13 protein-coding genes are annotated in these 16,438 nt (G+C 29.9%); 8 read left to right on the forward strand and 5 right to left on the reverse strand.

Annotated features, from left to right (window positions below):
* Positions 1 to 2: 2 nt before the first annotated feature.
* Positions 3 to 1,007 carry a hypothetical protein gene (locus B6F84_RS05615; RefSeq protein WP_148691333.1) on the forward strand — a complete coding sequence of 335 codons (1,005 nt, stop codon included), beginning with the start codon at positions 3 to 5 and terminating at the stop codon, positions 1,005 to 1,007.
* A gap of 541 nt (positions 1,008 to 1,548) precedes the next feature.
* Complete coding sequence (locus tag B6F84_RS05620) at positions 1,549 to 2,814, forward strand: MFS transporter (protein WP_148691334.1); 1,266 nt, start codon at positions 1,549 to 1,551, stop codon at positions 2,812 to 2,814.
* 97 nt (positions 2,815 to 2,911) lie between these two features.
* Here the strand turns inward: B6F84_RS05620 and B6F84_RS05625 are convergent, their stop codons facing one another.
* Positions 2,912 to 3,907: an alcohol dehydrogenase catalytic domain-containing protein gene (locus B6F84_RS05625; RefSeq protein WP_148691335.1), complete on the reverse strand. Its 996-nt coding sequence runs from the start codon at positions 3,905 to 3,907 to the stop codon at positions 2,912 to 2,914.
* Positions 3,908 to 4,035: 128 nt separating this feature from the next.
* The gene (locus B6F84_RS05630) at positions 4,036 to 4,671 is read right to left on the reverse strand and encodes an MBL fold metallo-hydrolase (protein WP_148691336.1); all 636 of its coding nucleotides are present in this window, start codon (positions 4,669 to 4,671) and stop codon (positions 4,036 to 4,038) included.
* A gap of 589 nt (positions 4,672 to 5,260) precedes the next feature.
* On the opposite strand from B6F84_RS05630, the gene B6F84_RS05635 reads away from it, so the two are divergent.
* A complete protein-coding gene (locus tag B6F84_RS05635; RefSeq protein WP_148691337.1) occupies positions 5,261 to 7,066 on the forward strand; it encodes a S53 family peptidase in 1,806 nt (601 codons plus the stop codon).
* 329 nt (positions 7,067 to 7,395) lie between these two features.
* Entirely contained in the window at positions 7,396 to 8,172 is a 777-nt protein-coding gene (locus tag B6F84_RS05640; protein WP_148691338.1) for a dienelactone hydrolase family protein, read from the forward strand.
* Positions 8,173 to 8,651: 479 nt separating this feature from the next.
* Here the strand turns inward: B6F84_RS05640 and B6F84_RS05645 are convergent, their stop codons facing one another.
* Positions 8,652 to 9,359: a helix-turn-helix domain-containing protein gene (locus B6F84_RS05645; RefSeq protein WP_187152763.1), complete on the reverse strand. Its 708-nt coding sequence runs from the start codon at positions 9,357 to 9,359 to the stop codon at positions 8,652 to 8,654.
* 179 nt (positions 9,360 to 9,538) lie between these two features.
* Between B6F84_RS05645 and B6F84_RS05650 the strand changes: the two genes are divergently transcribed.
* Complete coding sequence (locus B6F84_RS05650) at positions 9,539 to 10,531, forward strand: mannonate dehydratase (RefSeq protein WP_148691340.1); 993 nt, start codon at positions 9,539 to 9,541, stop codon at positions 10,529 to 10,531.
* Positions 10,532 to 10,539: 8 nt separating this feature from the next.
* On the opposite strand, the gene B6F84_RS05655 is transcribed toward B6F84_RS05650, so the two are convergent.
* Together B6F84_RS05655 and B6F84_RS05660 are read right to left on the reverse strand one after the other, a co-directional pair.
* A complete protein-coding gene (locus B6F84_RS05655; RefSeq protein WP_148691341.1) occupies positions 10,540 to 11,682 on the reverse strand; it encodes an LUD domain-containing protein in 1,143 nt (380 codons plus the stop codon).
* Positions 11,675 to 12,577: a heterodisulfide reductase-related iron-sulfur binding cluster gene (locus tag B6F84_RS05660; protein ID WP_148691342.1), complete on the reverse strand. Its 903-nt coding sequence runs from the start codon at positions 12,575 to 12,577 to the stop codon at positions 11,675 to 11,677. Before B6F84_RS05660 ends, B6F84_RS05655 begins: the two co-directional genes overlap by 8 nt.
* A 327-nt stretch (positions 12,578 to 12,904) precedes the next feature.
* Here B6F84_RS05660 and B6F84_RS05665 point away from each other — a divergent pair, with 327 nt between their 5' ends.
* From B6F84_RS05665 to B6F84_RS05675, 3 genes are all read left to right on the forward strand, one after another.
* Entirely contained in the window at positions 12,905 to 14,251 is a 1,347-nt protein-coding gene (locus B6F84_RS05665) for an MFS transporter (protein ID WP_148691343.1), read from the forward strand.
* A gap of 189 nt (positions 14,252 to 14,440) precedes the next feature.
* Complete coding sequence (locus B6F84_RS05670; protein ID WP_148691344.1) at positions 14,441 to 15,463, forward strand: NAD(P)-dependent alcohol dehydrogenase; 1,023 nt, start codon at positions 14,441 to 14,443, stop codon at positions 15,461 to 15,463.
* 206 nt (positions 15,464 to 15,669) lie between these two features.
* Complete coding sequence (locus B6F84_RS05675; protein ID WP_236749089.1) at positions 15,670 to 16,431, forward strand: MBL fold metallo-hydrolase; 762 nt, start codon at positions 15,670 to 15,672, stop codon at positions 16,429 to 16,431.
* Positions 16,432 to 16,438 lie beyond the last annotated feature (7 nt).

Below are 16,438 nucleotides of genomic sequence, written 5' to 3' on the forward strand. Positions count from 1 at the left end.
AAATGAAAGGTAATATTTTTAATAAAGATATAAATTTTTTAAATGTTTTATCTTTTATTTTTGTTTTCTCAGTATTATTTGAGCTTTTCTTTAATAGAGAATTTCTAGCAGGAACAATTCCAATTGGTTACGCTTCAGTAGTTAATCCTATGGTTAAGCAAATTTTATCAATATCTTTTTTTATAGGCGCTATTGCTTTTGGATTAGTATTAATATTAGAACCAATTTTAATCGCTGGTGCAACCATATATTCTAAGATATCTAAAACAAGCAAAGCATTACTAGCTACTTCACTATATCTATCAATATTATTGGATGGCGTACACTGGTATTATGGAATAAATAATACCGCATTTCAACCACCAGTAATTTTTTCCCTTATCTACATAATAATAATGATTACTACTTTGATAATGATTTCTATAGAATTTAAAAATTCTCTATTACTAGTTGTGCTAATACCAGACTTCTTAGCATATTTTACCTTAATAGGAAATTGGTCAGTTGAATTATCTAGAATAAGTTTATTAGGTAATATAACATTTTGGAGCTCTTTTCTAATGCCTTATACGATAATGGCTGTTGGAACTATTTTTACTATTTATAGCATATACTCTAGTCACAAACTAGGGCTATTAAATAAGAAATATTTAGGATTATTCTTATCTTTTGCGTGCTTAGCAGCAATAATAGGTAGTATAGTTTACTTAAATTTGGTACCAGGATTAGGAATTATGATAGGTATTATGTTTCCTTATATATTAGGAATCTTAGGAATAAGAAATTGGATGCCTCCACTATTATTTGGCATAGCAATACTATCAATAGGAGCTAGCTTCCTAATGTACAAGAGAGATAAAGGAATGGCATTATTTGCATTAACATTATTCTTTGGCGCACTAATTTTTGATAGTGTCAGTACAACAGTATATCTCTTAATTCCATTATCCGCCATATCGATATATAGTATAGTAAATAAAGCGAATAAGCTTAAAAGTAAGATTTAGTTTTTTTTAAAAGATTTTCATTTATATAAATTGATAATAGATTTGTTAGTATTTTTAAAGTCTATAATCAGAAATATATTCTGCTTATTTATTTTAAAACTATATATACTATTAAGTAAATCATAATGGCCAGAATCGTTTGATTAAATAAAAAAGACTTTTTTAACTAATTATTTTTACTACACTAAATTTGTGATTAATATTAAAAGATTTATAATTTTTCCTGGTAAATTATAAATATTTTTTAATTCATATTAAATAGGTAAAATGAGATTTTTGAATAGCCGATTTTTTATGAGTATAATTAGGTATTCTAAACCTTATAACTTACGACGTTAAAAAGATAACAGTTTTAGTTGGACTATATTTAATCACTTCATAATTACAATAAGATTAATGTTTCTTCGTAAAACTAAAAAATTTTTTTATATTTTTTATTAATAAATAAAAAAAGAGATAAATATACATAATAATCTTAAAACTTAATCTTCACTTTTACTGTTAAACATTTATAAATAATTATATAGAGAATGTGAATCTGATGAAATCATTAATAGATGTATCTAGACCAAAGAGATTAATTAGATTGCTTCCTATACTTTTCTTCTTGTATTTAGTAAATTTCTTAGATAGAGTAAACATCTCATATGCTATAGATGCAGGTATGTTTCAGTATCTTGGTGTTTCTAAGGCTGAAGTTGGGATTATAGCATCTTTTGCTTCTTCATTATTCTTCGTTGGATATTTCATACCTCAAATATTTTCTAATCTTGGAATAAACAAATATGGAGTAAGAAAAATTTTCGCTATAGCATTCACAGCTTGGGGTATAATCACTATCTTAACTGGATTTGTTACTAGCGTAATTCAGATTGAAGTACTACGATTCGTTCTAGGAATAGCTGAAGGTCCGTTTTATGCTGGAGTAATATTTTATCTTAGCTTATGGTTCTTAAAACCTGAAAGGGCAACTGCTAATAGCCTTTTTAATGCTGCTATTCCAATAGCTGGAATATTTGGAGGCCTAATAGCTGGTGGTATATTTTCTGTATATGGAGATTATCCTGGATGGAGATATCTATTCATATATGAAGGAGTACTAGCTTTAATTGGAGCAGGATTAGCGTATTTTCTTTTAACTGATTTCCCTAAGGATGCTAAATGGTTAAGCAAAGATGAAAAGATTGCATTAGAAGAGGCTATAAAGGAAGAATCAGTGAGTAAAGCTAAGATAAAGTGGACTACTGCACTTAAAGATAGAGATGTAATTCTTTTAACTATAGTATATTTTTTAGGTGTAACTAGTCTATATGGATATTCTATTTGGTTACCGAGCATTATAAGTTCTATAGCTAAAGTTAACGCTAGTTTAGCCAGCTTTCTCTCTATAATACCTTATGTAATAGCTTCAATTTCTCTAATATTTATTGCTAGATATTCAGATAATCACGGTAATCATAAATTCATTACTTTTATCGTATTTTTAATAGCTGGAATAGGATTAGCATTAAGCGCTTTAACTGAAAGCATATTTATTGCATCATTTATACTGTTTTCCTTAGCAGCAATAGGAATATTTAGTTTTCTTTCTCCATTTTGGGCAGTGCCACAAAAGTTTCTACAGTCTGATGCTGCAGCAGCATCAATAGGTTTAATTAACGCTGTTGGAAATTTAGGAGGAATTGCTGGACCAATAATTGTAGGTGGATTACAGAGTCTTACCAGTTCCTTCGTAGCTGGAATCTATTCTATGGCAGTTTTTGCATTTCTAGCTGGAATTGTAATGCTTTTGGTAAAAAGAGAATGAGTGAGATTTTTTGTTTTAGATTTATCTTTAAAATATTTAAAGTATGTCACTATTAGTAGAGAAATACTAAATATATTTCACTTTTTTCTAAAAATATTTAATATATTTTTATCATTATTCTTCCGTCTCTGTTTTTATCTTGTAAACTATTTAGAGCTTCTTTACCTTCTTCTAGGGAAAAGGTTCTCCATACTTTCAATTTGCAGTCTTTACATAAATCTAGTAATTCGACGAAATCTTTTCTGTTTCCTCTATTAGTACCTAATATTGTCTGATGCATGTTGTAAAGTTTGCTTAGGTTTATTTTAACTTCTGATCCTGTAAGTGTTCCGAATGTTATAATTCTACCTTTTACACCAAGTATTGATAAGCCTTTTTCCCAAAATTGCTCTCCTAAACTATCTATAACTACATCTGCCATTTTTCCTTTGGTGAAATCTCTTATTTTTTCTTCTGCTTCTTCATAATTTACTATCAAATCTGCTCCAAAATCTTTTAGCCAAGATTTTCTGCTTATCGCTATTACTTTTGCTCCAAATTTCTTACCTAATTGGACTGCAAATTGTCCTGTATTTCCTGAAGCACCGAAAACAACTAGTGTTTCTCCTGGCCTTAAATTTGCTTCTTTTAACGCGTGATAAGCAGTAAGGCCAGCTACTGTCATACTTGATCCTAGTTCCCAGCTGTAATCTTCTGGAAGTTTAAATACGTATTTTTCTTCTACTGATATATATTCTGCCATACCTCCATTAGTGTTAACTCCTATCCTTCCACCGTTTCTACATAACGTCTCATACCCAATCATGCACATGTCACAATTTCCGTCAAATAATCTACCATAAATTGTTACTCTATCTCCGGGGCTTACTGAATTTACATGTTCTCCTACTTTTTCTACTATTCCTGCAAACTCTACGCCAGGTATATGGGGAATTGGAGACACACTAAGTGAATTTACAGTTATATAGTCTACTGGGTTTACTCCTATCATTTTTACCTTAATTAAAACGTCGTGCGAATTAATTTCTGGTGTTTTATATTCGGTAAGTTTTAAATTATCTATTCCGCTCTTTTCGAAGACTAATGCTTTCATAGTATATTATTTGGCATAGACTAAAATTAAGTTCTTGTGCACGATAAAAATCTACAAAAAATTGAGAATTTATTCATCAAGGAAAATTGCATATTCATATCTAGAATTAGAATGTTATTGTATTTTTATTATAATTCGCTAAGGTCTATTTCTCCATTTAGAAATGGATTATGTAATTTTTCATATCCTAATGTAGTAAAGTTTCCGTGACCAGGATATACGATAAGTTCATCAGGTAATTGTTTTAATTTTTCTAGACTATTTTTCAGAAAATCTGTTGACCCGCCCAAATCTGTTCTTCCTACTGTTTCGTTAAATAGTGTATCTCCAGTAAATATGGAATTTTTAGTTAAAATGCAAATGCTACCCATAGTGTGACCTGGAGTTTCAATAATTTTTAGTTCTTCGTCATTTAATATTATCTTATTTCCATCTTTTATAAATTGGTCTGGAAATGGGATTTCTTCCATTTCTACACCTAGAGAAATTGCCATACGTTTTGAATCTTTAACTAAATCTATATCTTTCTCATTAATAATAAAAAGTGTTGAAGGATAAAATTTTTTAAGCTGTGGCATACCTAAAATATGATCAAAATGACCGTGCGTAGCTATGATGATTTTTGGTGTAATGCTTTTTGCTTTAAGATAGTTTATTAGTTCTGACATGTCTCCTCCGGCATCTATTACTATAGCCTCGTTATTGGAAATTAGTAAATAGGAGTTAGTATTTAATGGGCCAGAAACAAAGTTTTCTATAATCATAAATATTAATTGATTAAAGAGAATATAAAACTATACTAAATTCCATAATCTTATATAATTAGTTTTTAAATATCTTCTAAGAATTATTTTGAATTAGTTTGTTAGAGACAGAGTAGTGAAACTCCTACATTTCGCACGAATTCATTAAGGTCAAGAGAGAAGCAGCCAGGCATTGACAATGATTCAACTTTGTCTTCTGCTTTAGACAAGATATGGAAAAATAGTTCGATTATAAGATGTGAAGCATATAATACTTCTTTACTCGAATAAACTTATATTGTATTGCTTAAAGATTTTAAATATAAAAGTGAAATTGATAATTTTTATGTTTCTTAACATTATTTTAAGTATAATGTATCTTTCAACTCTGATTACTTACTAGCTGGATATATAACTTTTTCATATGTTTTGTTCTACTATTTTTTAGTTAAGTGCAAAATGTTATACGTTTAATTTTTACAAATATTTTTATAGTTTTTAAATAGTATAAATAGTTTTTAAAAACCTAGGCTTCATATACAATTTTTTCAAAGAAAAATTGCTTAGATGTTCCACAAAGTTTATAAAATTACGTTATTACTTTAACATAATGAAGTCTATATATGCTGTTATTTTAATCAGCTTTTTATTAATAATTAGTTCTCTAAGTTTTATAACTATAGCAAAAGCACAAGGAGGATATTATTGCATCCAAACTACATCACCTCAATATTCAATAGTACCAGGTTCAGTGTTTATTCAACCGCTTAATTCAAGTTATCAACTTTATATTGCTATATTGCTCAATTTTACAAACTATGGATCATTACAGTCCTATCTATACAATATATATAATACGCCTAATAATTTTCACAAATGGTTAACTCCAAATCAATTTGATAAAGATTATTATCCTTCATCATCATACGTCCACAATTTGATAAAGTACTTGACTTCATATAATCTACAATACGATGGACAGTATGGCTTAGTCTTAGTGTTTAACGGCACTGTAGGAAATATAGAACAAGCTTTCAATACGTATATTAATATATATTATTATCCATTTACTAACTTATACTGGTTTGGTTTACCTGGAATAACGAATATAGGACCATTCTATTACTACGCTAATAATGTTACAGCTTCATTGCCATATAATGTAGGCAAACATGTACTAGGAATTGTTGGATTAGACAGTATAGATCCTAAAATAATTCCGGCAATAGAAGAAAGTTGGCAAATAAACATAACAAAGCCTTCCTCCGATTCGCTTGTCTCACCAGTAATAATTTCTCCAAATACGATTCAACAGTACTTTAATTTTACCGAGGCGTATTCTCACGGATATAATGGCAATGGAAGTACAATTGCAATAGAAGGAGTACCAGAGTGTTTCGTAAACACTTCAGATATTTATGCTTTCTGGGAATTATATCATATACCTAGGACTGGACATCTATCAGTGATCTATTTTGGTACTGATACTTCTGGAGGTCAATCAGCAGAAAATGAGTTAGATGCAGAATGGTCTGGCGCCTTTGCTCCAGCATCTAATATTACTATTGTTTTTAGTGATGGATATGTAGGAGGATATCCTCTAGTTGGAAATCTGTTAAATTATTGGTATGAACTATATTACATGGTTAATTATCTTGATCCTACTGAAATATCAATTTCTGTAGCATTACCTGAATCTTTTCTTGCAGCTTACTATCCAGCTATGCTTGATATGATTCATAATACAATGATGCAAGCTGCGGCAGAAGGAATAAGCGTTCTGGCTGCATCTGGTGATTGGGGATTTGAATCAGATTATCCACCACCCAACTTTATTATAGGAACGTATAATACTATCTGGTATCCTGAAAGTGATCCATTTGTAACTGCTGTAGGTGGGATATTTCTTGACGCAACTTCTAACGGAAGTATAGAAAGTATTAGCGGATGGGATTACAGTACTGGTGGTATAAGTGTCGTATTTCCTGTACAATCCTATGAGTTTACATCATTAATTCCATTTACTCCAGTAATAGCAAGGACATATCCTGATATTGCATTTGTATCTGCTGGAGGATATAATATTCCAGAATATGGTTTTGGATTGCCTCTTATCTTCCAAGGTCAATTATTTGTATGGTATGGGACAAGCGGAGCAGCACCAATGACTGCAGCAATGGTTGCATTAAGTAGTGCCAGATTAGGGGCTCTTAATTTTGCTCTATATCATATTTCATATCAAGGATTAATAATATCTCCAATAGGTATATTCCAAGGTTTTCCAGCGTGGATTCCTATATCTTCTGGAAATAATCCAACTCCTGCTCATTATGGCTGGAATTTTGTCACTGGACCAGGAACATATAATGCTTATAATATGGTTAGAGATTTGTTAATATATTCTGGAGAGTATTAAAGATAAATAGGAACTTAAGAAATAAAACTTTTTTATTTAATTTTTTCTATAAAAATTAACTAATATATGTCATTATAAGAATACAAATAGACAATTATTCATATAATCGTTTAAACTAAAATAGTTATCGCATGCTGTGTAGAATATACCTTATAATAAATATGCGTATTTATTAATGAGAGAAAATATCTTAATTATAGTTCTTCAAAAGAATATATCACGAGTTAGTTTGCATGTTAGACGAAAGTACTAATTGTTAAGGAAAATATGTAACTGCTACTCTTCAAGTTAAAAGTTAAATTTTTTATTTGGTATCAAATTATTAACTTATGAAAGAATCAGAAGTTTCATATGATTCTTATAATTCTAAAATAAATTCATTCATAGCCTCTTCTGAAAATCCTAACTTAGGTGTAATTTTAGTCCATGAAATATGGGGATTAAATGAAAATATTAGAGATGTTTCAAGGAAGCTAGCTAATGAGTTAGGGGTATTAGCATTAGCTCCTCATCTTTATTCTAGATATGAGTTTCTAACTCCAGAAAATATTCAGAATGTAATGTATAAAGTTTGGAATCTTCCTCCGGAAAAGAGGACAGATCCAAATGCATATCAAGAATTAATGTCGTCGTTAGATGAAACTCAAAGAAAGGTTGTTGAAGTTTTAGTCACAAATAGAAGTAATCTTGAAGAACAAATGATGAAAGACTTAGAAAAAGCTTATGATTATCTCAATTCTCAAGGTATTAAAAAGATAGTTAGTATGGGTTTTTGTATGGGAGGAGGATTAGCGTTTCAGTTAGCTACTGAAGTACCATTAGATGGAACTATAGTGTTTTACGGAAGAAATCCCCAGCCTATAGACTCAATCCAAAAAATAAAAGGGCCAATTCTAGGTCTTTATGCATTAGAAGATCCTCCAATAATATCTGGATTACCTGAGTTAATTTCATCGATAATAAAATATAAGAAAGATATAGAAATTAAGCTATATCCAAATGCTTATCATGCATTCTTTAATAATAGAGGGAGAACTTATAACAAAGAAGCATCAGAAGATGCATGGGAAAGGGTAAAGAGCTTCATAAGGAGGTTATCTAAATGAGTGAAAATAAGCAGAAAGTAGATCCGTGCTTTCTAGCATGGGTACATGTACTAGAAGTACTAGAAAAAAATAAATCTGAAGGTACTAAAGATAAAAAAGAGGTACCATAACAATATCCTATATTCTTTTTTAATTTGTTCTGAAAATTAGTGCTATTTAAGTTGTTATAGAGAAAATGCTCTTTAAAAGAGTAAGAGAGTTTCTATTATTCCCTGATTAGTGCTTATTGATGTGACAGTAATTCTAATTTGATGTAAATATAAATTTTACTTTTTGCATATTATATAATATTTCCAATTATAAAATATAATGATTTTTTATAGATATTAACGAAATATCATTATATATCTTAAACAGATAGCACCTTATATAAAATCTCTAAATAAGTAATATGTAATTAGTAAGTAATAATAAATATTCTCAAATATTTTTATATATTTTATTTAACTTAATTTATGAGTAATATTGAGAAATAGTAATTAATTTTCGTCGTTTAATGAATCTACTACGCTTTTTACTATTTTCTTAAGTGCTTTTCTTAAAAATTCATTAAATGAAGATTTAGATATTCCAATTTCCTTTGCTACATCATTAATATTATTTTCTTTTGGAAACTCGAATAATCCTCTTTTATATGCTATATTAAGAATTTCAAGTTCTCTAGGAGTAAATATAGATATATTTTTGAATTCATACTTAGATAATATATTCACAGTTTTTATTTCTTTTATCTTTAAATTTCTTATCTTGCCATGTATTTCCATGTAATTTTTCATTGCCTCTAAACCGTATTTTTGTAAAAATATAAAGTTCCAATATTCTTCTCCTTCATAATAGATTGCATTATCTGCAATTGCCCCTAAAGTGTAAGCTGTAGCTCTAATACTATCTCTAAGATCGCCTATTACACCTAATTTTAGGATTTTAGGATATCCATCATTAATAGGATTAAGGAATAATATTCTCTTAATTTTCCAGTTATTTTTTAGAATCTTTTCTAATAGTTTTAACACTTCTTTTGAAGTTACTCTAACTGTAGATATCTCTATTTCTCCTTCAGGAGACAAATAACTGCTAAAAGGTGAGACTTGCAAGTCATGGCGATCAGTATCTAAGAGCTTATATGTCCAATCATTCTCATGAAAATACCTAGCAGACAGCTCATATAAAGTAAGCTCATCTTCCATGACATTTAGTATGTTTAATAAATTAATATATTTTATCATTTATACATTACATCAGCGTTTAAACTATTTTGACATTAGTAAGAAAGATATATAATTGCTGTATATGTTGTATTGTTAAAAACTTTAAATTGTCTTATAAAGAAAGAAAATCTAAAAAAGAACCAATGAAATATACTTGTATGGAGCTAAATATAGCTGAAATAATTTTAGAGAATAGACCATCTCCTTTTTGGGATATTTTAAAGCAAATAGGAGTAGATAAAGCAGTAGGTGTATTGCCCAGAAATTTTAAGGACTGGAGACAACAGATGGAAGAATATCCTTGGGAATATGGGCCATTATTAAACTATAAGAATATGCTAGAAGATAATGGAATAAAGTTAGTTGCAATAGAAGACAATCCACCAATGGACGGAATAAGATATGGTATTAAAGAAAGAAAAGATGAAGAATTGGAATATGTATCTCATCTGATAGAAAATATGGGAAAACTCGGTATTAAAATATGGTGTTATAGTTGGATGGCTGGATTTGGATGGAGCAGAACTCATACTCACATAAAAGGAAAAAATGGAGAATACATAACCGGATTTAATATTAAGGACATAGAGAACGCGCCTCCTCCAAGATTAGGTAAAATCGACTCAAGGACTTTATGGAATAATCTTAAAGATTTTTTAGAATATATTGTACCTATAGCTGAAAAATATGATGTTAAATTAGCTATGCATCCAGATGATCCACCAATTGAAGAATATAGAGGAGTAGCTAGAATCATGAATAGCATAGAAAATTATGATAAATATCTAAATCTAGTAAAAAGTGATAATGTAGGAATTACTTTTTGTCAAGGTAATTTTACTTTAATGACAGATGACTTACCTGGAGCAATTAGGCATTTTAAAGATAGAATCTTCTTCGTTCATTTTAGAGATGTTAAAGGAGATAAATATAATTTTGTAGAAACGTTAATAGGAAATGGAAAAACTAATCTGGTAGAAGTTATGAAAGCCTATATAGATATAAATTTTAATGGAATAATGAGAGTAGATCATACGCCTACATTAGAAGGTGACATAGAATTTCTTCCTGGATATTCTTATTTAGGCAGAATATATACTATAGGGTATATAAAAGGACTATATGATTCATTAACAAGAAGTCTAAAATAGAAAGTAACTTATTGTTTTCTTATTGATTCAAAATATTTCGATTTTAGATATTCTAAAACCTTAGGTATATTTATTTTCATTGGACATACTTCTCTACAATTTCCAGCATGACTACACAATAATGCAGGCTTATAATCTTGATAAACTATTCCACTCCACATAGCACCCATTGGCCCAGAATATGGTGGATCTCCCATTTTGCCATCTATAGCCCTATAAACTGGACAGTGGAAATGACATCTACCGCATCTTATACACAAAAGTGCTTCTCTCAATACAGGATCTTCATTAGCTTTTTTTCTTCCATTATCAACGAGAATAAGATGAAATTCTTTTGGTCCGTGAGCTGGAGACACTCTTTTCTGTTCTACATCACCAGTCGAAGATGGACCAGATGTAATATTTACATAAGTAGGAGGATATAGGCCAGCATATGCAGCTTGAACTAAAGCTTCATTCATAGCGTATTCTAGATTGGGCAAGATCTTCTCCACTCCAGTAATTGCTATATGAATAGGGGGAACTACAGTAGTCATTCTTATATTTCCCTCATTTTCAACTAAAACAATTGATCCACTATCTGCTGCTACAGCATTAGCTCCAGTTATCCCTATATCTGCTGTAAGGAATTTCTGTCTGAGAAAATCTCTAGCAACTTTTACAATATCTTCATGCGTATCTCCAGGGTCAACGCCTAACTTTTCTTTAATTAGATCTCTTATTCTCTCTTTCGTCATATGAACTGCAGGAGCTATAATATGAGATGGTGGTTCATCAGCTAACTGTATTAGTAATTCCCCTAAGTCTGTTTCCCATACTTCATTTCCTTTAGATTGAAGATACTTCCTTATTCCAGATTCATAAGCTACCATTGATTTTCCTAAAACTACTTTTTTATTAGTTCCAACTATTTTGCCTACTATTTCTCTTACGTCCTCTGTATTTTCTGCAAAGTATGCCTTACCTCCTATACTCTCTACAGACTTCATTGTCATATCAATGTAATAGTCTAATTTACTTAGAACCTCTATCTTTCCTTCCCTTACTTTTCTTGCCAAATCCTCTAGATAGGGATGTTCTTTCAGAACTTTATATACTCTTGGTATATTATGTTCAATTCCTCTCTTTATTGCTATATCCCAATCACTCATTACTTATCACCTCAGCTATATCATAAGATTCGACATACGGAGAAAGGTTAACGTAACAAAAGGGACATGCTAACAAAACTTTTTTGCTAACTGTTTTTAAAGATTCTGCTCTATTTTTTGCTATTTTTTCACTAATCTCTTTATTTATTGGAGCTAATGGACCACCACAACACATAGAAGTTTCCTTTCCCGTAATCATATCGTCTTCTTTTATTGTTATTCCTGCATTCTTGATCACTTCTCTTATTACGTCCCTCATTCCTAAAAATCTAGAATATAAGCAAGAGTCGTGAAATACGTATTCTTCTTTATATGTAGAATGTAAGTCTTTTCCTGATAATATCTCTAAATAATTCTTTATTTCTACATCAAAAGAAAGTAATTCCTTTAATCTATATAAAGTATAATGAGTATGAGGATCGACTGTTATTATATTCTTTACTCCATGAGAATTAAATAGATCAATGAGTTTCTTTCCATATTCCTTAAATTCTTCGAGCATTCCCATTTCAAGAAGTATAGTACCACTATATGGTTCATCTTCATATAAATATCCAAAATCTACGTTGGCTTTCTTTAACAATAATGAAATGTTTTTTAGAATTTTAATAGCTCTTTCATCCCTAATTTTAAGGAATTTCTTTCCGAAAGTTGATAGACTTTCTATTCCTTTTATTTTATATATTTTTGGTAGAAAATCGTCAAATTTCTGACCTATTGATGCTAATTGATAAGAACAACCAGTATAAAGAATAGTTTCTCCTCCTTTTTTAATATTTAAACCATTTGCCCACTCGTAACAAGACGTTTTATTTACAGGGAAAGGCATGTAATCCTCCATCAAATACTTAAAAACTAGTCTTCTAATGAAATCTAATTGGCCTTCTTCAATCATGATTATAGATTAAAATTTACCATAATAAGCATTGCACCTTACTAGTTATACACGCTTTGAACAAATGAATGTAAAGGTAATGAATACTAGACAGTAAATGTAATTTCAGAATCAAACTATTTTTAAGATAAGGAGTAAAATGGATAAATATCTTTTGCTTTAAGTATAAAAACCAAAATATATATTTTTCTAGAACTGTATAAGCTTTTACTTTTCTTATTAGTATATTTCAAACTTATTTAATGATTATGCTAGTAAGAAAAGAAATGATATACGCTTTTTTCTTATTTTTTGCTTATTTACCACGGTAACTATCATTTTTTTGCGATGACTGAAGAGAAGAAATCACAAATTAATTCTATAGGAAGATTAGAAAGACTTCCATTTACTCTAATGCATACAGAATTTCTTCTGCTTATAATGGGCGGAGAATGGGTTGAAACGATGATGCTATTAGGAAATGGAGTTATAGCTGCATTATTAGCTAAAACTACGTCTTTAGCTATTGCAGTTACTGCAGTTACTACGTCGTTCTTTTTAGGTGAAACAGTGGGTAGTATATTATTCGGAAGATTAAGCGATTTGAAAGGAAGAAGATTTGTATTCCTATATGATTTATTAATATTTGGAATAGCTTCAATTATTGCTGGCTTCATGAATAATATATACGCTATAGCGTCTTTCATTTTTATTTCTGGAATTGGAGTAGGAGGAGAATTTCCAGTAGTTGATGCTTATAGTTCAGAGATGATGCCTGGCAAATTAAGAGGTAGAGGAGTAGCATTAGTGTACACTTTAGCCGTTACTTCAGCTCCAGTTATAGCTTATTTAAGTTATTATTCTTCTGGTTTTGGTTACTATTCATGGAGAATTCCGTTATGGTTTATGGGTGCTTCTGCTATAGTAGTGTGGGCATTAAGAACAAAGTTAGACGAGTCTCCTAGATGGTTAGAGTCAAAAGGAAAATTTGAAGAAGCTAATAAAATAGTGGAAAAATGGGAAAATTACGCTGAGAAAAAGTACGGCAAATTACCTCAAGCTCCCTTAATTGATTCTGGGGAAACAAAATCTCATTTTAAGGAATTATTTTCTAAAGATTTAAGAAAGAGAACAATAATGATGCTAATTTTTCAGTTTTTCCAGAGTGGAATATTTTATGGTTTTGTTAGTTTAGCTCCTGAATTACTATTAGCTAAGGGAATAAGTTTAGTAAATACTTTATTCTTCACAATGATAATCTATACTGGATTTATAGTCGGTAGTATATTTAATATCTTTATAATAGATAAAATATCAAGAAAATATGGAATAATACTATCTGCAATAGTTGCTGGTGTTTTAGGTACTATTTTTGCATTAGTTGATAGCAATTTATTAACAGTTATATTAGGATTTCTAGTAGCTTTTACTCTGTGGAACTTTTCTAACTTCTTCCATACTTATCAAGTAGAAATATTTCCTACTAGAGTAAGATCAAGTGGTGCTGGATTAGTATATAGTGTCAGTAGATTCTCTACATCAATATTGGTATTGTTAATTGCGGCATTTTTCCTACCTCATGGTCTATTAGCTACGTTCGGAATTATCTGGATGTTCATAGCTATAGTAGGATTAGATATAGGTATTCTAGGACCTAGCACAACTGGTAAAAAATTAGAAGAAATTTCTAAATGATATGAAATAATACATTTTTTATTAATAAAAATTATGGATTTTTTATCTCTATTATCAGATATAAGTATATTCATACTTTTAATTTACTATCTTTTTTATATGATAAGAATACATATATCCTATAATGTTTATTTCTATTCCTTCTTTGTAAGGATACTGATTTAAAGACATAATAAAATTTATTGATATATGGAATCTAAAGCTGCGATATTGAAGGAATTTGGAAAGCCAATTGAAATAGGAAACATAAACATACCAGAAATTAGAGATGAGTCAGTACTTATAAGGGTAGAAGGAGCTGGTATGTGTAGAACTGATTTAAGATTATGGAAAGGAACAGAGCCTAGACCTGGTTTAAAGTTGCCTTTCGTTTTAGGGCATGAAGTTGCAGGTACTGTAATAGAAACTGGAGAAAATGTAGAAGGTTTAAAAAAGAATGATAAGGTAATAGTATATGCGGTATGGGGAGATCTTACTTGTAAGTATTGTAGAGATGGCAAATATATGCTTTGCAAGAATCAAACTATTCCAGGTCAGTCAATATATAATGGTGGATTTTCTGAATATATGTATGTACCTAATTTTAGGTTCCTATATAAAATAGATATTGATCCAGTATTAGCTGCACCATTAGCTGATGCTGGTTTAACTTCATTTTCTGCTGTAAAGAAGGCACTAAAATTCCTGCAAACTGACTCTACAATAATTCTTTATGGCTTTGGTGGATTAGGAATTTATGCTATACAAATAATTAAAGCTCTAGCCCCTTACGTTAACATAGTAGCTGTAGCAAGATCAAAAAATAAGCTTGAACTTATAGAGAAACTTGGTGGAATACCCTCAACTCCAGAAAAATTAAATGAGACCATAAGGAAAATTAATGAAAATGGAGCTTCAGTAGCAATTGATTTTGTAGGTTCTGAAGAGTCAACTTTCTTGATATCTCGAAACCTAGAAAGTGGGGGTGGGATAATAGAAGTAGGTATGGAAGGAAATAGTTTAAGGATGCCAACATTTGATAGCGTAGTATGGGAATATACCTTGATAGGAAGTAATTATGGTACAATGAATGAATTAGGCGAGATAGTTAATCTGACTAAGAAAGGGTTTGTAAAACCATTTGTTATAAAGAGGAAACTGGAAGAAATAAATGAAGGGTTAAAGGAACTTGAGAAAGGAGATGTCCTAGGAAGGCAAGTTTTTACCCCGTAAAAATATTTTTATTTCCTAGAAAATTGAGCTAACAAATTTATTACAACTAATATCAATATAAAACTTTCTAGAACTAATAAACTGTATCTACAATTTAATGTTCATGGCTTTTTGGATAATTTTAATTGTAAATAACTTTACTTGTAAGGAATAGTCTTTATTAACTACTGCTTTAGTTTATCTTCTCTATGATAAAGAGAATTTATATGTTTAAAGTAGGAGATCATGGCGAAGTACCAGGTGCAGAAGTATTCTGGATGAGAGATTTTAATAAATGGTATAGGTTATACTTTTACTCTTTCTTATTAGATACTACTGAAGGATACATTTTAATAAATACTGGATTGCCAGATGATCTTAGCCTAAGAAATAAGTTTTTACATGAATGGGCAGGAAGCAATAGATGCAATTTTTCCTTTAATGAAGATGAGAAAATAGAAAATATACTTAATAAAATCAATTTAACTGTGGGAGATATTTCTCATATAGTTATTACTCCATTTCAAGATTATACTATTGGTAGACTCAATTTATTTAAAAATGCATACATATACTTTTCTCAAACGGGATGGTATCATGATGTGGTTAATCCTTTACCTTCTCCATTTCTAAATAGAGATATATATTTTCCAAAAATTATTAGGAATTATTTGTTTGAAGAAGCATGGAATAGAATTAAATTAGTTGAAAATCAAAAAGTGATAGATGATATTTACGTTAAATGGATAGGATGTCATCACAGAAGCTCTATGTTAATTAAATTATACTACAATAATAAGAAAATTTGCATTAGTGACTCAGCGTTTCTTATGGCTAACTATGAGCAAAACATACCAATAGGTATAGCAGAAAATGTATACGAATGTATAGAATCTTATAAATACATGCAAAACGAATGTAATATTGTAATTCCTGCCTATGATCCAGAAAATATAAATAGATATATGGAATATTTTCCAAAAATTTAAGAGAAAA

The organism is Acidianus manzaensis (assembly GCF_002116695.1).
GTDB lineage: Archaea > Thermoproteota > Thermoprotei_A > Sulfolobales > Sulfolobaceae > Acidianus > Acidianus manzaensis.

Coding starts and splice junctions, on each gene's coding strand:
- B6F84_RS05645 (WP_187152763.1), bottom strand. CDS start 9,359: ATGGAAGATGAGCTTACTTTATATGAGCTGTCTGCTAGGTATTTTCAT.
- B6F84_RS05655 (WP_148691341.1), bottom strand. CDS start 11,682: ATGAGTGATTGGGATATAGCAATAAAGAGAGGAATTGAACATAATATA.
- B6F84_RS05615 (WP_148691333.1), top strand. CDS start 3: ATGAAAGGTAATATTTTTAATAAAGATATAAATTTTTTAAATGTTTTA.
- B6F84_RS05660 (WP_148691342.1), bottom strand. CDS start 12,577: ATGATTGAAGAAGGCCAATTAGATTTCATTAGAAGACTAGTTTTTAAG.
- B6F84_RS05675 (WP_236749089.1), top strand. CDS start 15,670: ATGTTTAAAGTAGGAGATCATGGCGAAGTACCAGGTGCAGAAGTATTC.
- B6F84_RS05665 (WP_148691343.1), top strand. CDS start 12,905: ATGACTGAAGAGAAGAAATCACAAATTAATTCTATAGGAAGATTAGAA.
- B6F84_RS05635 (WP_148691337.1), top strand. CDS start 5,261: ATGAAGTCTATATATGCTGTTATTTTAATCAGCTTTTTATTAATAATT.
- B6F84_RS05630 (WP_148691336.1), bottom strand. CDS start 4,671: ATGATTATAGAAAACTTTGTTTCTGGCCCATTAAATACTAACTCCTAT.
- B6F84_RS05670 (WP_148691344.1), top strand. CDS start 14,441: ATGGAATCTAAAGCTGCGATATTGAAGGAATTTGGAAAGCCAATTGAA.
- B6F84_RS05620 (WP_148691334.1), top strand. CDS start 1,549: ATGAAATCATTAATAGATGTATCTAGACCAAAGAGATTAATTAGATTG.
- B6F84_RS05640 (WP_148691338.1), top strand. CDS start 7,396: ATGAAAGAATCAGAAGTTTCATATGATTCTTATAATTCTAAAATAAAT.
- B6F84_RS05625 (WP_148691335.1), bottom strand. CDS start 3,907: ATGAAAGCATTAGTCTTCGAAAAGAGCGGAATAGATAATTTAAAACTT.
- B6F84_RS05650 (WP_148691340.1), top strand. CDS start 9,539: ATGGAGCTAAATATAGCTGAAATAATTTTAGAGAATAGACCATCTCCT.